The organism is Pedosphaera parvula Ellin514 (genome assembly GCF_000172555.1).
Classification (GTDB): domain Bacteria; phylum Verrucomicrobiota; class Verrucomicrobiia; order Limisphaerales; family Pedosphaeraceae; genus Pedosphaera.
This window is the reverse complement of record NZ_ABOX02000049.1, coordinates 16,470-38,738: the sequence shown is the minus strand read 5'-3', so window position 1 is coordinate 38,738 and position 22,269 is coordinate 16,470. Positions and strand designations below refer to the sequence as shown.

At 52.7% G+C, this 22,269-nt stretch carries 8 protein-coding genes; 2 read left to right on the top strand and 6 right to left on the bottom strand.

Annotation, left to right across the window (positions count from 1 at the left end):
* Window positions 1-14: 14 nt before the first annotated feature.
* The 4 genes from CFLAV_RS25905 to CFLAV_RS25890 form a co-directional block, all read right to left on the bottom strand.
* The gene (locus tag CFLAV_RS25905) at window positions 15-8,090 is read right to left on the bottom strand and encodes a hybrid non-ribosomal peptide synthetase/type I polyketide synthase (protein ID WP_007417843.1); all 8,076 of its coding nucleotides are present in this window, start codon (window positions 8,088-8,090) and stop codon (window positions 15-17) included.
* Window positions 8,087-11,110 carry an amino acid adenylation domain-containing protein gene (locus CFLAV_RS25900; RefSeq protein WP_007417842.1) on the bottom strand — a complete coding sequence of 1,008 codons (3,024 nt, stop codon included), beginning with the start codon at window positions 11,108-11,110 and terminating at the stop codon, window positions 8,087-8,089. The genes CFLAV_RS25905 and CFLAV_RS25900 overlap by 4 nt, the downstream gene beginning before the upstream one ends.
* Window positions 11,111-11,583: 473 nt before the next feature.
* Window positions 11,584-11,841 (bottom strand): hypothetical protein, encoded by a 258-nt coding sequence (locus CFLAV_RS37025; protein WP_040550232.1) that lies wholly within the window; start codon window positions 11,839-11,841, stop codon window positions 11,584-11,586.
* A gap of 228 nt (window positions 11,842-12,069) precedes the next feature.
* Window positions 12,070-14,274 (bottom strand): alpha-amylase family glycosyl hydrolase, encoded by a 2,205-nt coding sequence (locus tag CFLAV_RS25890; protein ID WP_150107597.1) that lies wholly within the window; start codon window positions 14,272-14,274, stop codon window positions 12,070-12,072.
* A gap of 117 nt (window positions 14,275-14,391) precedes the next feature.
* On the opposite strand from CFLAV_RS25890, the gene CFLAV_RS25885 reads away from it, so the two are divergent.
* On the top strand, window positions 14,392-18,261 hold the full coding sequence (locus tag CFLAV_RS25885; protein WP_160164661.1) for a sensor histidine kinase: 3,870 nt from the start codon (window positions 14,392-14,394) through the stop codon (window positions 18,259-18,261).
* A gap of 250 nt (window positions 18,262-18,511) precedes the next feature.
* Window positions 18,512-19,135 carry a response regulator gene (locus CFLAV_RS25880; protein ID WP_007417837.1) on the top strand — a complete coding sequence of 208 codons (624 nt, stop codon included), beginning with the start codon at window positions 18,512-18,514 and terminating at the stop codon, window positions 19,133-19,135.
* Window positions 19,136-19,153: 18 nt separating this feature from the next.
* Here the strand turns inward: CFLAV_RS25880 and CFLAV_RS25875 are convergent, their stop codons facing one another.
* Both CFLAV_RS25875 and CFLAV_RS25870 read right to left on the bottom strand, forming a co-directional pair.
* Window positions 19,154-21,367: an alpha-amylase family glycosyl hydrolase gene (locus CFLAV_RS25875; RefSeq protein WP_007417836.1), complete on the bottom strand. Its 2,214-nt coding sequence runs from the start codon at window positions 21,365-21,367 to the stop codon at window positions 19,154-19,156.
* Window positions 21,368-21,398: 31 nt separating this feature from the next.
* Window positions 21,399-22,268, bottom strand: coding sequence for a type II secretion system protein (locus CFLAV_RS25870; RefSeq protein WP_050785958.1), 870 nt, complete (start codon window positions 22,266-22,268; stop codon window positions 21,399-21,401).
* Window position 22,269 lies beyond the last annotated feature (1 nt).

The following is a 22,269-nucleotide window of genomic DNA, read 5'->3' as shown; positions in this document are numbered from 1 at the left end:
GTGAAAAGACCATCCTAACGCGCCATGACTTCCTTCTTTGCGCGCAAAAGCCTTTGCACTTCTTCCGGCGACATCTGACTGACCTTCTTCCGCAGCTCGGCAGCGGCTTCAACCTTTTTCATTTTGAAGACTTCAGCAGCTGCGGCCAACTCTGCGATGGTCTGATATTGGAAAAAGTGCTCTGGTTCCAAATCCAATCCCGCCTGCATGACTCGATTACTAATTCTAAAAATCATTAATGAATCGCCGCCTATTTCAAAAATATTATCATGAACGCCTATTGGCTTCCGCTTGAGGATTGCCTCCCACACTTCCACCAACAGTTTTTCTGGTTCGTTTCCGGGGCCGACATAACGTTCATGGCCGGCAGGGATTGCTGCTTCGATCGGGGGCAGGGACTTCCTATCGATTTTGCCATTCACTGTCAGCGGAAGCGCACTCAGTGTGACGAAATAAGCAGGCACCATGAAATCCGGCAACTTCGATTTGAGATGTCGCTTCATTTCCTCTATTCCGGGTACCGCACCATTCCTTGCCGTAACATAAGCGACCAGCTGCCTGGTGCTATTTGGACCATCTTGTGCAACAACCACGGTCTGCCCTACATCAGGATGCTGCCGTAACACCGATTCAATCTCTCCCAACTCGATTCTGAAGCCCCGCACTTTAAGCTGGTGGTCCATGCGCCCCAGGTACTCGATGCGTCCATCCGCAAGATATCGGGCAATGTCTCCGGTTTTATACAGTTTTGATCCAGGCTCGTTGCTGAAGGGATTTGGAATAAATCTTTTCGCCGTCAGTTCAGGCTGGTGGAGATACCCTCTCGCCAGCTTCATCCCACCCAAATGCAGTTCGCCATGAACCCCGGGAGGCACGGGTTGCAGTTTGCCATCAAGGATATAGACCTGTGTATTCGGAAGCGGTCGGCCTATGTTGGCTTTCTCCTTGATCCTCCGCCGGGTAAAGGTGGAATAGACCGTATCCTCGGTTGGGCCGTAGAGATCATATACGCAATTGACATGGGATAACTCATGGATCTGGTCGACTAAAGCGGTCGAAAGCGGTTCTCCGACGAGACCAACCGCTCGAACTGATTTCGGCACATTTCCGATGCGCAATAACTCGGCCATGATGGAAGGAACTGTGTTGATAAGGGTTACCTCCTCGGCAGCCGCGAGCGAGGGTAACTGGAGGGCATTTTGAGCCAATATGATCTTCCCACCCCAACTGAGCGGAGCGAAAATTTCAAACACTGATATATCAAAGCAAATGGAAGTGGATGCCAAAACTCCTGAAAGATCTTCTGCCGAATAAACGTCCCTTGCCCACAAGAGCATGCTTACCACGCCGCGATGCTCAATAGCCACTCCCTTCGGCAGACCTGTGGAACCGGACGTATAGATGACATAAGCCAGGTTGGTTCGATCAGTAATTTTATCGGGATTTTTATTACTGTTGTGCTCTATCTGACGCCAATCTTCATCGAACACCACCACCCTTGCCTCGTGCTCTGGCAGCTTGGATTTTAAATGAGCGCACGTCACCAGAACCGAAACCTTTGCGTCCCTCAGCATGAACGCAAGTCGCTCTTTCGGATACATCGGGTCCAATGGCACGTAGGCGCCGCCGGATTTTAGAATTGCCAGGAGGGTGGTGATCATCTCGATGGAGCGATTCATGCAAACCCCAACCAATTTGTCAGGTCCGACGCCGCACGACCTCAAGTGATGCGCCAGCTGGTTGGCATGCTCATTCAGTTCCGCATAAGTGAAACGACGCTCCCCCTCCACCAGTGCCACGGCGCTCGGTTGCTGAGCAACCTGTAATTCAAAAAAATCATGGATCACTGCCTGCTGAGGAACTTCGACTCGCGCACTGTTCCATTGCTCAAGCAGAGTCAGCTTTTCCTCTGCATTCAACAGCGGCAAATTGCCCAATGTTTGTTCCGGATTTTCAGTTATCGCTGTAAGAACTGTCTCATAATGTCCCAACCATCTCTGCATCGTCTCGAGCAGAAAAAGATCGATGTCAAAATCACAATCCAGCTCAAGTTCCGAACCGGTGTCCCGAACATTTAAGCTGAGTTCAAAGTTAAGGAATCGCTTTGGATTCGCGGAGCATGTGCACTCCAGGCCGGCGAAACTGATACCCGTAACCGCACGATCGACATTGAAAGCAATCGAAATGAGCGGGGCCCGGCTCGGGTCGCGCGGAAGCTTGAGCTTTTGCACCAGTGCGCCGAAGGAATAATTCTGATGCTCATAGGCGCTCATCACTTCCTGCTTTGTGGAGGCTAGAAACTCAATAAACCTCGCTTCCGGGTCAAAATTGCTTCGTAATGGCAGGAGATTTGTACAATGCCCCACGAGTGAGTTTGCATTCGCGAGAGCCTGAACCGCCACTGGCATCCCGACGACCAATGCATCCTGGTTGGAAAGCCTGTGCAGCAACACCTCAAATCCCGCCAGCAAAGTCGAGAACAATGTCGCCCCGCACTTCGCGCCCACGGCCTTCAGTTCCTTGTACAGAGCACTTGAAATTCTTAATGACGCCCGGTTGGAGTGATATCCTTTTTTTGCAGGCCGCGGGAAATCAGCAGGCAAATCCAGGCTGGGAATTTGTCCGGAGAATCTGCCGATCCAATATTCCTCAGCCCTGGCAATCTCCTTTACTGTGGATTCGCGTGTTTGCTGCTCCGCGTACTCGCTAAACTGCATCGCAGGTTTCAGATCGCTGCCGGCACCGGCATGCGCGGCCGTGTAGAGTTGTCCCAGTTCACTTAAAATAACTCCCAGTGACCACCCGTCGCAAATGATGTGGTGAGCCGTCATCAACAAGAGGTGTTGATTCTCTTCCAGCCGAATGATTTGAGCCCGGATCATGGGCCCGTTCACAATATCAAAGGGCCTTGAACCCTCTTCATTTTGCATCTCTGCAACACGAATCTCCCTGTGCGCTCCATCCAAAGGAGCCAGGTCAATGTATGGAACCTCCAAGGTTAGAGTGGGCCTAATCTCCTGGTAATCTCCATTCTCGCTGAAGACAGTCCGCAGAGCTTCATGGTGGTCCACCAGCGATTGAAGGGCACTGCGAAGCGCGTTGAGGTCCAGAATTCCGGTGAGCCAGACATTCTGGGACTCATTGTAATGGCATGACGCATGGTCGCCTTTCCGTGCCTCCAACCAGACTTCCATCTGCGCCGAGGTCAAAGCCAATCGTTCGCTCTTTACAACGCGGTGCTCATCCTCGGAAACCTTGATGCCATTTCCCAGGGACTGATGATTCAGAGGGTTATCTGTCTGGTTTCCCTGACTATAACTATGACCCGATGAGAAGAATCCTCCAGCCTGCATCTCCGCCATACTGGTTTTGAAAGCCTCTAGGATGTTCTTAATATCCTCATCCGAATGTGCCGTGGAGAGGAAGAAAGGTCGTCCTTCCCAAATAAACACCCCCCTCTCCCGTAAATAGTAAAAGAGTAGATTGCCAAAGCCATTCTCCTCTTCAAAACGGAAATAAAATTGAGAGCCGCAATTCACTATGCGTAGGGGAATGCGATGCTCTAGGCAATAAATGTTCAGTTCCTCGGCAAACCGGTCGGATTTTGCATTTAAGCTGCTTTGCAGTTCCGGCCCCTGCTCTCTTAAATGATTTAATACCGCAACGGATGCGCTCAGGGCCAACGGGTGCCGGACAAATGTTCCAGCAAAGAACGTGACGCCAGCCTCCGGTGAGGAATTGTCACCATAATTCCATTGTCCACCGTCAAAGGCATCCATGAAACGCGATTTACCCGCGATCACTCCTATTGGCAAGCCTCCGCCAAGGACTTTCCCATAAGTGGCCAGATCCGCCTGCACACCATACCAGGCCTGTGCACCACCTGGATGCAATCTGAAACCGGTGATGACTTCGTCAAAAATCAAAGCCATTCCCGCTGCATTCGTTATCTCCCGGAGTTCCCTCAAAAATTCCTTTGGCTGTAAATCTGGACGTCGACTCTGAACCGGCTCTACAATCACCGCGGCAAGTTCGTGAGCATGATTTCGGATGACCTCAAGTGACTCGCGTGCGCCATACTCCAAAACCAAGGCATTCTCCACCACGTTTGGAAGAATTCCAGGCGCAACGGGAAACTGATGTCTGACGCCATTTATCGTATTGGTTTTGACAAGTAATTCGTCATTGATTCCATGATAGGAACCCGCAAAGCAAGCGATGCGATTTCGACCGGTGACCGTGCGTGCCACACGCAACGCCGCCAACACAGCCTCCGAGCCGGTGTTGCAGAACGTAACACGATCCATACCGGTAAACCCACAAATCAGCCTGGCTGCCTCACCAGCAAGCGGTGACTGTGGCCCGATCTGAACTCCTTGCTCCAACTGTTCGGCCACTGCCTTGTTCACAAAGGCAGGTGAATGGCCAAATAGATGAACGCCATAACCCATCGTCAAATCAATGTATTCATTTCCATCCACGTCCCAAATTTTTGAACCTTGGGAACGGGAAGCGGTAATCGGATACACCATCTCTTTCCAAAGCAGCTTGAAGCCGGAAACAGTGCGGGGATCTGCCAGATGTGGACGATGTTTCTCCGTCAACTTCTTGGATTCCTTTGTTCTGCCTGTATAACGGTTGATCAGCTCTTCCAAAGCCTCCTTTTGCTTTGGCGCAAGCTTGGTTGCCGCTTCCCGATCAATAGGTTTGAACGGCCCAAAACCTTTGGCTTGTTCATTGTGCGGAGCGACCATTTCATTCTGACGCAGAGTGAATTGGTTGCTGCGGAGGCCATTGGCTTTATCTGGAGGAATGGATTTATGCTCGGTCGAGGTAACTCCATTTTTAACACCTCTCCGGAGTAATGCGAGTTGCTCGGATGCCAAACGAAGCTGCTCAGAAGCCAGGTTCTCAATCTGCTTTATTATATCGCTGTCCACCTGCCTCGGAATATTATTCCGCGTGGATAAGACTTCATGAATTGCGAACTCCGGTCGGCTTTCATCATCAAGCTCTGGCGATTCTACAGCCCTCTCGGGAGGCAGCACCGAATCAATGTAGCCCGCAAGCTTTTCAAGGGATGGGTATTCATCGATGAGGTGTCTCAGCGTAATTTTTACATCAAATTTCTTTTGAAATGCCAGTCCAGCCTGGGTCAGGAATAATGAATCAAAGCCAAGACCAAGGAAAGTGGCTGCGGGTTGAAGGTCTTCCGCGATCATACCGCTTAATTCGCGCAAACATTCCTTCAGTCCTCCAAGGATCTGCTCTTTTCGATCCTCTGTATGCATTTGAGGTCGAGTGCATGTTTCATTTTCCAGAAATGTGGGCTCCTCATGTCCTGTTAATACTTGGTTCCCATTCGCCCGGGATAATCCTTCCGACTCCGCGGGTGAAGTAGTTGCGTCGATGATCGGAATGGTTTTTGTTTTCGGAGGATCGACCCAGTAGCGTTTTCGCTCAAAGGGGTATGTAGGAAGTCCAATCCGCTGTCTTCTTTGATGCACATTAAACCCTGACCAATTAATTTTCAGCCCGGCGAGCCATGCCTGGCCCAATGCATTCAGCAAACTCCGTGTTTCGTTTCCTCCCAGGGAAGCCCCCAATGAGGAGATCACTCCGCGCATACTGCCTTTATAAGCAGGATGCCGCGCCAACCCACTCAGGATGTTTCCCGGCCCCACTTCGAGCAGGATGGACTCGGGCTTTTTCATAACTTCCTGCAACCCCTCAGCAAACCTTACCGTTTCCCGCAAGTGATGCGCCCAGTAGTTAATATCTGTGGCCTGATCCACCGTAATCCAGGTGCCAGTGCAGGAGGAAATAAACGGTATTTTAGGAACGTTCAGCCTCACATTCTTCAACTCCTGTTTGAATGGTTCAATGATTGGATCCACCATTGCGGAGTGGAAAGCATGTGAGGTTTGCAAGTGGAGGCAGGCAACCCTGGCTTTGACGAGTTCCTTTTGCAACTGCTCCACCGCTTCCACGGGACCGGAAATGACGCAACTGGAAGGACTGTTGATGGCAGCCAGGGAAAGTTCCTGCCCCAGGTATTTTCGTGCATCCGCTTCAGGCAGGGATGCAGCCAGCATGGAACCTTTGGAAAGGTTCTGCATCAACTTGCCTCTCGTTGCCAGCATCCACAGGACATCCTCAATCGAAAACACACCGGCCAGGCATGCCGCCACATATTCCCCAACGCTGTGCCCAATCATTTCATCCGGCTCCATTCCCCACTCCTGCCACAAACGCGCGAGCGCATAGGAAATTGTAAAGAGCGCAGGTTGGGCGTAGAGAGTTTTTGTGAGCTGCTGATTGGCTTCCTCCTCCTGTCCCGCCAAGGGATAAAGCAATTGCCGAATATCGATGCCCAAATGGCGCTTCAGAACGTCCGCACAATAATCCACCTCTTTCCTAAACGCTGGTTCGTTCTGATAAATTTCCAGCGCCATATTCACCCGCTGCGCTCCCTGGCCTGGAAACATAAACACCACCTTCGCGGCGGCAGGCTCAACTTCGCTTGGTATGATCTTTTGAGCATTGGCCTCGTTCAGAAGCTTGATTGCCTCTTTCGTGTCGTTACAGACCAGCATGCGCCGATGACTGAACCCTCTGCGACCTGCCTGCAGTGTGTAAGCAACGTCGGCGAGGTTCGTTTGTGGATTCTTTTCAAGAAAAGATGACAGATTGGACGTGGCCCTTTGCAAGGCTTCGCTGCTCTTGGCGGAGAGGAGGAGTATTTGGCTTGGCCGGGACGCACAGGACGGCTCTGCTTCCGGCGCTTCCTCCAGAATAATGTGGGCGTTCGTTCCACCCAACCCGAAGGAACTCACGCCGGCACGTCGCGGAGTTCCGTCTGTTTTCCATTCCGCAAGCCTGGTGTTCACATAAAACGGGCTGTTCGCAAAATCGATCTGCGGATTGGGCATTTCAAAATTTAAACTGGGCGGGATCAGCTTATGTTTCAATGCCAACGCTGTTTTAATGACTCCTGCCACCCCTGCTCCAGCATCCAGATGCCCGATATTGGTTTTGACTGAGCCAATGCCACAATATCCCTTTTTATTCGTGCTCGCGCGAAATGCCCTGGTTAAGGCCGTGATTTCGATGGGATCTCCCAGCGAAGTTCCTGTTCCATGTGCTTCCACATAGCTGATCGTTTCCGCTGAAACACCCGCGACCGCCTGCGCTTCTGCAATGACCCTGGCCTGCCCTTCCACACTGGGAGCGGTAAATCCAACCTTGGCTGCACCGTCGTTATTGACCGCGGTTCCTTTAATCACAGCATAAATCGAATCTCCATCCCTCAACGCATCACTCGACCGTTTCAGAACCACCAACGCAACTCCGCTTCCCAAGACTGTCCCCTGGGCCTTGGCGTCGAACGCCCGACAGTGTCCGTCCGGTGATTGAATGCCTCCCTCCTCATACAAGTATCCCGCAGTCATTGGCACCAGAATGCGCCCACCACCCACCAACGCCATGTCACATTCACCCGCCAGCAGACTTTGGCATGCGAGATGGATGGCCACGCCGCTGGAAGAACAGGCGGTTTGCACGCTTAAACTAGGTCCACGAAGGTTCAGTTTGAAAGCGGCTCGGGTGGCAGGATAATCCTTGTCGTTGCCGATGATCATTTGGTGCAGACCCGCGGATTCAACCAATTGCCGGTTTGGCAATAAATTATGTATTAAATAGTTGTTTCTCGCCACGGCTCCGAACACTCCTATTTGTCCAGTGTATTCCTCGGAATCGTAACCAGCATGCTCCAGTGCGGACCATGCACATTCCAAAAAGATCCGGTGCTGTGGGTCCATCAGTTCGACTTCCCGCGGCTTGTATCCAAAAAAGGCCGCGTCAAAGCACTCCGCCTCCTCCAGCACTACCCCGGCATTGACATAATTCGGATTCTTTAGAATGTCCGCATTAACCCCGGCCTCCGCCAGTTCCTCTGCCGTAAAGGTTCGCACGGCTTCAAATCCCTGGCACAAATTTTGCCAGAAATCATCCACATTGGCCGCACCGGGAAAACGTCCGGCCATACCGATGATGGCTATCTCCTCGCGATAATTCTCGCGGCTGTTCATTTTATTTCCTGTTGGTTGATCAGGCGTTCTCGAAAAGCCTGCCGGAGCCTCCTTTGCTCCCCAATTAGATGGTGGCCCCTGTTGGCAGCGTTTCCGCACTTTTCTTTAACGGCGACTTCTGCTCTGTCATCCAAATTATATCCAAATCTATTTCCTAATTCGCGTGTGAGATCACTCAAGAAGGTTGCATCCGTCTTTACGGATTGCTGTGCAACCTTTGCCTCAATGCTCTTGTAATCGAACAGCTTTGCATCCGTCATCGACTTGGACTGGCGATGAACTCCATCCAGCATTTTCTTGTCAGGGTCTTTGTAGGGTTGAATCATATCGGGATGAAACTTCATCCCGAAGTTTTGACACATTTGCTGCATGATGCCGCTGGGATCAGCAACCAAATCCTCAAATCGCATCTGCATCTGACGACGTGAAGGAATATTTTTCAGGAACTCCAATGCATTCTGATTGACTATCAACCAATACAACTCCCCAACTTCCCTGGCAGTGAAGCAATGCTCATAATTAAAGTATACCTGGTCCAAATGATTTTTTTCAAATGAGTGCACCATTGCTGCCGGATGACGTACCAGATGAATATACAAGGCATTTTCAAAATCACTCTCTGCCCGCTTTAGAATCTCCATGTCCAGTCCATAGGCCGGAGTTTTTTCCACCAACATCCTGCCCCCGATCCAGTCCTGCAGGAGTGCATACATATCGGCGGTGGAGAGATCTTGAAACTCGTATGCTTCGATAATTTGTGCCGCTTCTTCAGGGCTGCACTGTTTGATCTCCATTACGGTGCGGATCAGACCCTCCAGCCACAAACTGTATTTGCCTGAGAAGAATGCCTTTCTTTCACCAAGCGTATTAAAGTTGAGAAGATGCAGCTCGGAAGTGGTAAACAATTCAGGATTGCCCGCCAACATGACGCGCAATAAGGATGTTCCTGACCGTGGAGGTGCTAGTATGAACAGAGCCGGAGCTTTCCCTCTGGACTCCATCCCGGATGAACGCGGTGGAAGCGGTTTTATCAAGCTTCGTGCCAAAACCAGCTTGCTTGCGTTCACCTTCCCTCCAGCAAGCTCTCTCGGCGACCCATCGTGGGTAACCCCAAATGCCCGGCTTACCGCTGTGGCGTAATGCATCTCCAAATATTCCGTGAACCGGGCGATGGTTGGGGCTTCGAACAGCACCACGACATATATTTGCTCGCCCAACTTTTTCTCCACTTGCGCGATGAATTCAGCTCCCTGAAGTGAATCGCCGCCCAATTCAAAAAACTTGTCGTTGATCCCTATACGGTCCAGTTGGAGTAGGTTGCACCAAATTCCTGCCAGAAACTTTTCCAACTCGGTCTTCGGAGCCACATATGCTTGATCCAGTTCCGGCCGTAGACAGTTGGGTGCTGGTAATGCACGTCGGTCCAACTTGCCGTTAACTGTCAATGGCATTGCAGACAACCAGACAAAGGTTGAGGGCACCATGTAGTCGGGCAATTTACCTTGGAGAAATCTTCTCAGCTCACTCGCGGTTGGGTGTTCCTTGCTTCGTGCCACCGCATACCCAACCAAACGTTTCTGGTCAGCCTCGTTCCGGAGTACAACTGCATTCTCGCGAATGGCTGGATGCTGGTTAAGCGCTGACTCTATTTCACCCAGTTCGACACGATGACCTCGAATCTTAACCTGCAGATCGACGCGTCCGATGAACTCAATATTTCCATCAGGCAGATAGGTGGCCAGGTCACCAGTGCGGTAGAGCCGGGCCGAGGGATCGGCACTGAAGGGATGGGGAATGAATTTTTCACTCGTGAGTTGCGCCTGGTGGAGGTAGCCCCGGGCCAGACCCGAGCCTCCAATAAAGAGCTCGCCCGGCACTCCGACCGGGACGGGCTCTTGTTGCTCATTGAGAATATAAACCTGCTTGTTGGCCAGGGGCCGCCCGATGGTGGCGGGGGCGCCGGGCCGGCGCAGGGCACAGGTTGTATAGACCGTGTCCTCGGTCGGGCCATAAAGGTCATACACCTTCCGGACGCAGGGCTGGGTGCGGTAAAGCTCATCCACGAGTTGCGCGGAGAGGGGTTCCCCGGCCAGGTTGACGACCCGCACGGAGGCGGGCAGGCCGCGCGTGCGCAAGAGTTCAGCCATGGCCGAGGGGACGGTGTTGAGGAGGGTCACCTCGCCTGCGGCCGGGAGCTGGGGCAGTTCCAGCGCGTTCTCCGCCAGGATCACCCTGCCCCCGCAGCTCAAGGGGACAAAGAATTCAAAGACCGACAGGTCAAAGCAAACCGAAGTGGATGCCAGCACTCCCGCCAGTTCCTCGCGGGTGTAGAGCTCGTGGGCCCAGCCAAGGAGGTTCACCACACTCCGGTGTTCGATGAGCACGCCCTTGGGCCGGCCGGTGGAACCGGAGGTGTAAAGCACATAGGCGACATTGCCGGGGAAATTTAGGAGACTTGGATTTTCAACTTCATCGATGGTTGGGAGAGCATCCAAACAAATTGTCCGCGTACCAATGGCAGGCAGTGTCCTGCACAACTTCGCCTGGGTTAAGACGACCAGTGGTTGTGCATCCTCCAGCATAAGACTCAATCGGCTGCCGGGATAAGAAGGATCCAGGGGCAGATAAGCTCCCCCCGCTTTTAAAATACCCAGGATGCCAACCAACAACTCCCAGGAACGCTCCATGCAGATTCCTACCATTACTTCGGGACCCACGTTTAGTTGTCGCAAATTTGCAGCCACCTGATTGGCTCGTGCGTTCAGTTCCCGATATGTAAGGCACCTGCATTGACAAACTACTGCAACCGCCTCAGGCGTAAGGGCAGCTTGTTTTTCAAACATTTCCTGAATGCACAAAGCCCCTGCCTCAGCCGATGAATTCTTTTCCAATTTGAACCCACCTTTACAGCTCAGCCCGGCAGAGTCTTCCGGCCGGGACAACTCACTGTTAAGTTTAACTCGCGCATCCGCAGGAATGCCCAAGTCTTCTATCGGAAAAACATCCAAAGAATGATCCATAATCTAGCCCGCAAGAAAGTGAGGCAGTTCCTTTGAGTTAAGCAGCGCAAAGCTTCGCAGGGTCAAATCAGATTTCAAAACCAACTCCTTTTGCTATTCAGCCAACAAGTTCGTTAGGCAATTCGGCTTCAGCTTGGGCTGCAAAGTTTTCAATGCTCCAGCCAGGTCGTCGCACGCACCGCCTGAATGGCGATCTCCTCACCTGCTTCCACTCCAAAAGGCAGCGAATTATTGCTGATCCTGTGCTGGAACGAATCCTGGGATAAAAACCATTCTGACCTACGCCGTGAACCCTACCTCTCGCGTCAATGTTCCTCCATGGGGTTAAACCCTGAAAGTTGCCGGTTTTCCAAGGAAGAACCGAAACCAGGTGCCACTTAAGCCATGAAGAAAAATGGATTTCACTAACACATAAATCGCTGGAACTCCATGGCTTCCATAAATGCGGAAAATTGTCCGATCAGCTATTTCATTCATCTCCGCAGATCCTCGATCTGAATCGGCTTGGGTTCCGAGATCAACTGGCGAGCGGCATCTACCTTGCCCCATACATTCCACAGAAGGACTCCTCGCACTCGATCCTTTTCCAGATAGTATATGACGCCCTCCTTGAAGGGTTCTTTCCAATCGACAAATACCTCAAGACCCGAAGCCAGTTTGCTACCTGCCGGTACGAGTTCAACACGAGGTTTTCTCTGGCAGTCTGGCAGGTCCGAAAAAAACTTCGTCAAGCGTATTGGTTACCATTTAAAATCTTGTCGTCACATTATCAAATCCATGAACATTTATTCATGGAAGCGTCGGTGCGAAGGTGCCAATTCTTTTAATCATTCCTGCTCACATCTTTCCACAGCCCCAGCCGCTTGGGATTATCAAGCAGCCTGGCGCGAGGCAGGTTATGCCATTGCGCCCTGGGCGGTTCTGTTTCCCTTCATTCAGGAACGAATTACTAGTTTACGTTACGGAGCCAGTTCAATCCTAAAAATGGAGGAGGACGAAGGTGGCATGGGGACGGTGAAAGTATTGGTGATGGCGGTGGGAGGATTATTGGTATAAATGGCGTTCCACGGCCCGTTCAACTGACTCGCCTGCTTGAGTACCTGCCGAACGGACTGGCCGCCTTTCCACGTTAAGGTGATTTGTCCGTTTCCCGCCTGGATACCGGTGAACTTCAGCACGGAATTAGCGGATTTGGGATCAGTGTCCGCTGCCTGTTCGTGAAGGTTGTCCACCCCATCCCCATCATCATCCGCCGAGGCAACCGCGCTGATGGGATCACCAAAATGCAGTTGTTCCCACCCATTTAGCAAACCGTCCCCGTCCGAATCAAGCAGCGGCAGCGCTTGACGCGAAAGAACCTGGACGCTGTATGGACCAATGGTAATTTGTCCGTTGCCCGCGGAAACCTGAATCAGAGAACTTCCCATGTTGCCGAAGTCATTGCCATAGAGTGTCCAATCTGAGTTCAGGTTGACATACCATGTTCCATTGGCAGGAAATCCAGTGATCGAATAATTGGTCAATACCTTGTTGGAGAAATTCATAACTATCATCACCTGATCATTTGGTCCAGCACCCCAGCGATGAAAGGCGAGAAGTTTGGCAGTGTTGTCCACTACGTGTGAGGTGATATTGGGACCAGTGAGCCCAAGGCTCACACCATCGAGATTTCGCCGCAAATGAATCAAGTCGCGATAAAATTGTACCACGGTGGGGTAGTTGGTCGTGTTTTCCCAGTGCAAAGGATTACTGTCACCGAACTGCTGAGTTTCAAGCATCTCTTGTCCCATGAAAAGCATTGGAATTCCAGGTGTGGTTAATACGACGGCGGCGGCAAGCATGGATCGCTTGCGCGCGAAGTAACCGGTGGGGTCGGTGGATTGAATACGATAAGGGAGCCGTTGTGCGCCAGCGCCATTCAGATTGCCCACCAAATCGTGTGATTCATCATAAAGAACCCGGGAGAATCCCGACGCATTCATCCCATTGAACAATCCAACCACATCCCGGGAACTATCGGTTGACTTGACCATTTCGCCTATGAGGAGGTCGCCAAAACTGCGATTCCATTCGCCATCAAAGTTCATTCCTGATGACTGATCCTCGGCAATACTGATGGCCCCGGGGTGATCCGAATGGATGGCGGTGGAGTTAATGTATTGAATAAGTGAATCAGCCTCCGGGATGCCGACATGTCCGGGGTCGTAATATCTCATTGCGCCTACCGCGTCCCAACGGAAGCCATCCACGTGATACTCATCCAACCACTGACGAAAACTTCCAATGATGAAGGAACGCACTCCTTCCGTTGAATAGTTCGGGCGGCCTCCCCATTGGGTGCAGCAGATGTTCGCTGCAGTGTAGAAATAAATACTTGGGCTGGCCCCGTTATCAAAGGTCCACAAGTCGAGGTCGCTTGGACCATAATGATTGTGAACCACATCGAGCAGAACGCGAATGCCTCGCTGGTGGGCGGCTTTGACGAAACTCTTTAAACCATCCGGCCCACCGTAACCGGTGTTTTCAACTGCGTATGGGTCGGCCGGATTGTACCCCCAGCTATTGTCGCCAGCGAACTCCATAACCGGCATCAGTTCAACGGCGTTGATACCGAGTTCCGCCAAGTGATCCAGCTTCGTTATTGCATCGGCGAATTTTCCCGGTCCACCCGACGCAGGAGTTGGGTCATAGAATGCGCCAACATGCATTTCATAAATGACAAGGTTCGAAGTGTTCACCGGCAAACGAGCATCGCTGGCCCAGTTGAATGCATTCGGGTCGTAAACAATCGTGTTATCGGATGAGTTGACTACCTTACGACCGCGAGGATCGCGTTTCCAAAGAGAGCCGCTGAGGTAGTATTTATACTGATCTCCCGCCCGAGCCGTCGGAATGTCACCGGACCAAAGCCCGAGACCGCCAGCTTCCTTGATCAGAAAATTGGCGGTGGAACTGTAACCATTGAACGAACCCCTTACAGCGACGCTGGTTGCATTTGGCGCCCACACTCGAAAGGTGACGCCTGTGCCTGACGCATCTGCGTACGGCGTGGATCCCATCCCGGGGCGGATGGATTGCGCCACGGCAGATGACAAAAAAGTCAGGCTGACCAGTGCGTATAAAACGAGGAACTGAACTGGCGAGCGTAAAAACAGTAAATTCACAAATCTTGGTAAAATATATGGCAAGATTACGATTTAGTGTGTCAATCTGGCTACTGCATGTTTGTGCAGTATTCCCGGCGTCGTGCAGCCATTAACATTCCGGAATCACCTGAGAGAATGCTTGAACCAGCATCCGCCGGCATTTGGCGGAGAACGGCCCGCAACATGGCAGACGTGCAGCGTGAGTTTAACGTGTTCTATTCTGTTAAAATATTGGGTTCTCCAAGGGCGGTAAAACGGGGCGTGACCAGCACGCTCAACGTGGTCCAAACCCGTGCTGGCGCGATTATTGGCATCGCCGGAAAAGGGCCAAATTGCCCCCTCCACGTTTTGCTGGTCAGTTTCATACTCTCATTGCTTTGTTGTTCCTCGCAGGCAGGAACCCTTTGGAATGACCTGGGATCGACCCTCGCTCACGAAACTGGCGATGGCCAGGACATTCTTGGTGGAGCGGTAAAGCGGGACGATACATCCACGGACACGCTCTACTTTAAGTTCCATGTGGACCCGCTGTCCGATGCCAGCACGGAGGAATATTTCGCCGGGTTTGAATTGTTTGAGGGTAAAACGCGTGGACTGGCGGTGGGCAACGCCATGAAAGCCTGGGCATACAGTGCCTTTCATACTTCCGAAACCGGGGAGTCGAATAAAGTATCCGGCGATCTCGACTTGCATTCCTCGCATCCGGAGTCGACTGCCGTGGGAGTCTTTAAACAGTACGAACAGCCGCGCGCTGGAATCGAGCGGACTATCGTTTTCAAAGTCCAATACATCGCTGGAGAAGATGATCTTGTGACCGTCTGGTTGAGCCCGGATTTGAACGCAGGGGCGACTGAAACCAGCCAACCGGAATCGTTGACGACGAGATTCAAGGCGAATTGTTCTTTCAATGAAATCCATCTTCGGCATGGCGGCGGAGGCGGTGGTTGGACTTTTAGCGACATGGCGATCGCGACTTCGTTCAACGATTTCACAGCTTCCAGCGGCATCGAACCGGGCAAATCTTCACCGGTCGCGGCACGAGGATCGTTGCCGTTCAGCTTTCGGTCGTGGCAGCGGGAACAGGGACTGTCGCAAAATTCAGTTCGCGCCCTGACGCAAACACGCGAGGGATACCTATTTATTGGCACCGATAACGGCGTGACCCGGTTCGATGGCGTCCGCTTCGTTTCGTTTGGAGAGCGCGAGGGATTACGGTGCGGACCGGTTAGCTGCATGTTCGAGGATGCTCGCGGTGCGCTATGGATCGGAAGCGTTAATGACGGGTTGGCGCGCCGGCAGGACGGGAAGTTCGTCACTTTCACAACGCGGGATGGATTGCCCGCGAACTCGATCACCGCGCTCGCGGAGGACAACGAAGGACGGCTTTGGATCGGCACCACAGCGGGATTGGGTTCGTTGCTGAACGGTTGTTGGACTTCGTTCACTAATGAAGCTGTCCGGGACAAGCCCATTACCGGGTTGTTCAAAGACAAAAATGGAACACTCTGGGTGACCGCAACAGGCGCGGGAGTTTTTCAGTTCCAAGATGGCAGGTTGAATCCATTGACAGACGGCTCGGTGGAAAAGCTCCTGCGCGACCCTCATTGCGTGCTCGTGGACCAGAGCGAACGACTCTGGGTGGGCGCAGGCGATGATTTTGTTTTGTGCCGGGCGGGCAGCCAGTGGACGCACTACCGCGTTCCACGACATCTGGACAAACCATTCGTCAACACGCTGGCAGAATCGCCGGATGGAACAGTTTGGGCGGGCTCGGTGAGCGAGGGATTGTTCCAATTCAAGGACGGCAAACTGCTTGCGATCAGCGCCAGGAGCGGGATGTTGGATAATTTCGTCGAGTCCTTGTGCGTGGATCACGAAGGAAATCTATGGGTTGGGACGAGCGCGGGTTTGACTCAGTTACGTCCCAAGAGTGTTTCCTTTCTGGGACCAGCGGAAGGATTGGGCTACGGTCCCGTGCAAGGACTGGCCGAGATTGCGCCGGGGGAAATTTGGGCGGGCAAAGCAAACGACGGACTCTATCGCTGGCAGGCCAGAAACTTTAGTCGGTTGTTGCTGCCGGGTTTCTCGCAAAACGAGGCTCAAGTCAATGCTGTGCTGGCCACGCATGACGGTGGCGCCTGGGTGGCGAGCAATAAGGGACTGCTGCGTGTCACCGATGCCAAAGCGGATTCAATAGATGCGCAACCGGCCGAACTATCGGAACTGATTGCGATTTCGCTTGCGGAAGACCATGAAAGCGCAGTTTGGGCCGGCACACCTGAAGGAAAAGTATGGCGACTTCAAGGCGGCAGGCGCGTGGCCGTGACCAACTTCTGGCAAACGCGTCCCATCACGGCGATTCTACCAGGCGCCGATGGTTCCATGTGGATCGGAACGGAGGGTGCCGGGCTGCACCGGTATCAGAATCAGACGCATTTTCAATTGGGCAAAACGAATGGTCTGTTAAGCGATTCTATTCGCACGCTTCATCAAGATGCCCAGGGTGTGCTTTGGATCGGCACGGCTGGTGGAGGGTTGGCGCGATGGCAGCAGGGCCGTATCACCGTATTCACGACGCGCGAAGGTCTGCCCGACGATACTATTTCCCAGATTCTTGAAGACGATGCCGAACACCTCTGGCTGGGAAGCAATCGAGGGATCGCTTCCGTGTCCAAAGCCGAGTTGCAGGAATTGGTGATCGGGAAAGCCACTACGCTCTATCCGCGAATCTTTGGCCGGGCGGAAGGCATGTTATCTGAGGAATGCACGGGCGGTTTTTTTCCGGCAGGACTGAAAACCAAAAATGGATTGCTTTGGTTCTCCACCCTAAAAGGTTTGGTGGTAATCGATCCACGACTCAAGAATCCGCCAGCACGCGGGCCATCAGTAATCCTTGAGCAAGTGATGTTGGATGGCGCGTTGATCTCGTCGCTCCCCACCACCAACCCCGCGTCCGAAGCACAGGGCGGGAAGTCCGACACCGGCAAGGTGGTCACACGGACATTGCAAATCCCTCCCGGCAAACATCGAATCGAGCTGCGTTACACGGGATTAAATTTTACCTCACCGGAACGCGTGCGTTTTCGTTACCGGATGGAGGGATTGGATTCTGATTGGGTGGATGCCGGCAGTCTCCGCTCCGCCTTTTACAGTTACGTTCCACCGGGCAAACGCCAGTTCCAGGTAATTGCCTGTGACGGTGAAGGCGTCTGGAACGAAACCGGTGCAAGTTTGACTCTTACGGTGTTGCCCTACTTCTGGCAAACATGGTGGTTTCTCGGGTCGGTGGCTCTTGGACTTTTAGTTTCCGTCGGTGGCACTATTCGTTTCGTCGAAAAGAGCAAGGTGCAAAGCCAGCTCAAACATCTGGAGAGGGCACAGGCGCTGGAGCGGGAGCGGGCGCGTATCGCCCAGGACTTGCACGACGACCTCGGCGCTTCGTTGTCCCGGATTTCTCTTTTGAGCGATATGGCCAAGGTGGAACAAAGCAGCATTTCACAAACGGGAACTCACGTGAACAAAATCTCAGAACTTGCCGGACAAACGCTCCGGGCGCTGGATGAGATTGTATGGGCCGTGCGACCGGGCAGTGATTCATTACAAAGCCTCGTTGACTACATTGCCCATTTTGCCGGTGAATTGTTTAATGACGACAGCGTCCGCTGCCGGCTGCATTTGCCAGACACCCTGCCCGCTCGTTCGTTACCACCTGAAATGCGCCATAACATTTTTCTCATCGCGAAAGAAGCACTCACGAATGCACTGAAGCACGCCGCAGCCACGGAGGTTTGCGTGCAGGTCAAGGCGACGGTGAACTCGCTTGAAATCCTGATCCGGGACGACGGGTGTGGTTTTAACCCGATCAACTCCCAAGGCGTCCGCGAAGGAAATGGCCTCGGTAATATGAGCCGACGAGCTGAGTCAGTTGGGGGCAAACTGGTAATGGAGACCGCGATTGGCAAAGGAACAACTGTCAGATTGTTGGTCAATTTTGAGAGCAAGTAATTGACAGTGGCATACCTGCTGTCAGCCATGGCATCCTTGTAAGCCACATCTGGCTGCCTGGGGATTTGGAATACTGCATCGAGGAGCAGCCTGCCAGAAACGGAAGTGACAAAAAAAGGATCAAGGAAGTTTTCACTTTTAACAAAGGTGGCGGGTAGTTCTGGATTCCGTCAACGTGATTGTAGCTGCACATTCATGCAGTTGCTTCCGCGCGGCAAATCCTGTCAAATAGGAATGCAGTATTCAAGTTATGCAGATCAAAGTGGCGATTGTGGATGATGACAAAGACATGCGGACGAGTCTCGCGACCCTGATCCGCCGGACTGGGTCGCTTCAATTGCTGGGCGAGTACTCCAATGGCGAAATCGCAATGGAGGAAATCCCCCGTCAGCCACCCGACGTGGTCCTGATGGATATTAATATGCCAGGCATGGGGGGGATCGAATGTGTCCGCAGGTTGAAAGCGATCATTCCGGCGGTGCAAGTTTTGATGCTCACCGTGTATGAGGACAGCGATTCGTTGTTCAATTCGCTCAAAGCCGGAGCGAGCGGTTACCTGCTCAAACGCACCAGTTCGTCCAAGTTACTGGAAGCAGTTCGTGATGTTCATGCGGGCGGTTCGCCCATGTCCCCGCAATTGGCTCGCCGACTGGTTCAGTTTTTTTCAAAGCCCCAGGATGTGTCCCCTGTAAGCCAGCTTAGCCCCGGTGAACGCGAGTTCCTTCAACTCCTTAGCAAAGGTTATGTGTACAAGGAGATCGCGGAGAAAATGGGCATCAGCACGGATACGGTTCGCTACTATGTTCGAACCGTCTACGAGAAGTTGCATGTTCATTCCCGAACCGAAGCAGTGGTGAAATTCCTGAACGGCTGAGCAGACGACATCCCACGCTCAACGCTGAGCGACGCGGTAAAACTGGGTTTCCCCCATCTCGTCCTCGGAGACTGTCAAAACTATCACCCCGCCAGTTCCACTGACTGCCGTCCCAAAGTCCTGCCACAAAGAAGCTGCGTCCAGAGTATCGCGACGTTGGAGTTGGTACGTCCGATTGACTTCGGAAGAACAGCTAATCTGGACATTGGAACTATTCACCACAGAGACATTTGTGATCTTAAAAGCCGGGAGCGAAACCATCGGACCGGTTTTGAACTTAAGTTCGTACGGCGAAAACATTGTATTGCCCGAAATTGTGTCCACAGCGTTTGTGACGCGCGCAGTAATCGTGGTCAGAACCGGGAACCCCGCCCCTTCCGGAGTAAAGGTCATGGTATCTCGCGCTGCCGCCCAGGTGAACGTCCCGCTGATAGGCGGCGTCGTGCGAAAGGAGGCCTGGACGCTGTTGGTATCCATTGGCTTGCTAAACTTAAGGATGATCGGTGCGGTGGTTGGCGAGTTGGTTGCATCATGCGCAGGCGAATTGCCGACGACGACCGGATCGAGGGGACGCCAGTCGGATTCGGCCACGAAGATTTTGCCCGTCATGCCTTGCACCGTAATCGGCGGCGTTTCCGGAGTTGCTGTAACGGTCAAAACTTCCGTCGGATCCAGCAGGTTCACGATGTGTGTTCCCGGAGCGAAGATCGTGGAACGATTGGTCAACGTCTGCGCCGAACTGGCAGTGTTAAAAACCACAAACACCTCCTGCGTCCCAAGCCGCCGCGCGTAGGCAAACAGCCCCGGCCCGGATGGAGTATACCATTTGTTGACGTGCGTGCCGATTTGCAGGGGAGCGTAGAGACGCCTGAAATTGTTCATCCTGGCCACGGTCTGAAACTGCGGATGCGTCATGTTGAAGTTGTCACCGAGTGACGGGCCTTGTTCGAACTGGCCATCGAACATGTCTTCCCGGTCGTTTGGATCAGTAGTGCCATTAAAAGCCTGCTCAGTACCATAATAAAGGCAGGGAATACCGCGGCTGGTATAGAGGAAAAGCAACGCCAAATCCAGGCGGGCGGTTGTCGCCCCTGAAATGCTCAGGAAACGTGGTTGATCGTGGTTGTCGAGAAAGGTAACCAGTCGCGTCTGTGCAGCGGGATCGTAGTTGGCGGCAATCGCATTGTATCGGTCCTCCAGTTGTTTGGTGTTGCCGCTGGCTGAAGCGAAGACGCTGTTTATTTTGAAATAAAGCGGGTAATCCAGGACCGAATCCAATTTGAATGGACCCCCACCCTGCGTGCCGGTGTACGAACCGCATTTGGAATCCGAACCGTCATAACACTCGCCGAACATAAAAAAATTTGGCTTTCCATTTGCCGCGGCATAGGCATGCACCACTGGAGCCCACTCCTGCCAGAAACCCATCTCCACATGTTTCACCGTATCAATGCGGAACCCGTCGAACCCGACCGTCCCGATCCAATAGTTGTAAATCGCCGCCATGTTCGATCGGACATAAGGTGACTCAGTACGAAAATCATCCAGGCCACTCAACTCACCAAGTTCGACCGGCTCCGGGTTGTTGTAATTTGGAATGCCGCCATTGTTATGAAATAGATTAGTCAGACTCGGATTAAGCGCGTTTGTATTAAACGGCGCCGCAAACTGCTTCGAGCCATTGCGGTAACGCAGGTTGTAACCATCCGGCGGAGCTTTATAGGTGGAGTATCCCGCATCAGTGCTGTAAATCAAATCGCCACCGTGATTCACGACGATGTCATTAATGACGAGAATTCCACGCGCATGCGCGGCCTGGATCATATGCTGCAAATCCGCCAGCGTTCCCCAGTGCGGAGCCACCCGGTAAAAGTCGCTGCCCGCGTAACCATGGAACTGCCCGCTCGCATTTTGGACAATCGGAGAAATCCAAATCGCCGTTGCGCCCAGCGCTTTGATATAGTCCAGTTTTTGTTCGATGCCTTTAAAATCACCGCCGTGAACAGTCGAACCACTGCTGCTACCAGGGTTGTAATTCCCTTCGGCGTTATTGTTGCTGGCATCGCCATCAAAAAAGCGGTCAGTGACGATTTGATAAATGTTCTGTGCCTGCCAGAAGCCATTCGAAACGGTCTGGGCATTCGAGTCTGTTATTAAAAGGCAAAACGCGGCGGTTGAGCAGGTGAACAGGCAAAGGCGCGTCAAGCCGGAGGCGTATTTTGAAAATGGCATGAAGAATCCGCGCTCAGGTTGGATTTGATTGTTATGGCAGGCTGCTCGTCCGTGCCTGGAGCCACAATAAATCGGTATTTGGACTCGCAGTTGCACTCCCGGAAACATACTGGACCTTGGTCACAGGACGATCCCGGATACTGGCGTCTGTCCACTTTTTGATTTCAGCATGGCCATCGGCAAATGAGAGCGCCCCGCTTCCGCCATGATAACTTGCGGGCAAGTCGGACCAGACTGTGGTTGAGCTCATGTTCACCCGAAAAAAACCGTCGTTCAAGGAATCCCCATGTTCATCAATGAACACCCAGGCCATCGCCGGGCTGGGATTGATGATTTGTGATTGTTTGAGAAAGAGCGCGTAATTGTTGTTTCCCCCATATTGATTGATGACATCCTGCTGGCTCGCTCCCACCACGACACCACCCATTTGGCCGTTCATTGAAATGCTTCGAACGCGGACGCCTTTCGCAGCGGACACCTTATCTCCTGGACATTTGTAGATGCCTATGGCGCGGCCGCAATAGGGCCCAAGCAGGGAATCGGTGAGGTTTGCTGTGTTGTAATTATCCGGGTTGGCGGGAACAGGTGGAGCATCCCAACTTAATTTGCCGGCAACCCAACTGGGCTGACCAGCGGCACTGGTGGCGGCGTTAGGCGCAAGCTTACCGTCAGAGTCATCCGCATACATGATCCAGGCGACCGTCAATTGCTTCTGATTATTGACGCAGGAAATGCGCTCCGCTTTCAATTTGGCTTTGCTCAATGCCGGCAGGAGCAGCCCTGCCAAAATAGCGATGATGGCAATGACCACCAGCAATTCGATCAGGGTAAAGCCTCGGGCAGTCCGGGATTTCCCAGCCTCGAAAGAATGGGCTGACGGAGTCGTGGACTGTGAGGGCATG

What these genes read in the sequence shown, in the direction of transcription:
- CFLAV_RS25905 (WP_007417843.1), bottom strand. Translation starts at nt 8,090, where the DNA reads ATGAACAGCCGCGAGAATTATCGCGAGGAGATAGCCATCATCGGTATG.
- CFLAV_RS25900 (WP_007417842.1), bottom strand. Translation starts at nt 11,110, where the DNA reads ATGGATCATTCTTTGGATGTTTTTCCGATAGAAGACTTGGGCATTCCT.
- CFLAV_RS25885 (WP_160164661.1), top strand. Translation starts at nt 14,392, where the DNA reads ATGCTTGAACCAGCATCCGCCGGCATTTGGCGGAGAACGGCCCGCAAC.
- CFLAV_RS25880 (WP_007417837.1), top strand. Translation starts at nt 18,512, where the DNA reads ATGCAGATCAAAGTGGCGATTGTGGATGATGACAAAGACATGCGGACG.
- CFLAV_RS25875 (WP_007417836.1), bottom strand. Translation starts at nt 21,367, where the DNA reads ATGCCATTTTCAAAATACGCCTCCGGCTTGACGCGCCTTTGCCTGTTC.
- CFLAV_RS25870 (WP_050785958.1), bottom strand. Translation starts at nt 22,268, where the DNA reads ATGCCCTCACAGTCCACGACTCCGTCAGCCCATTCTTTCGAGGCTGGG.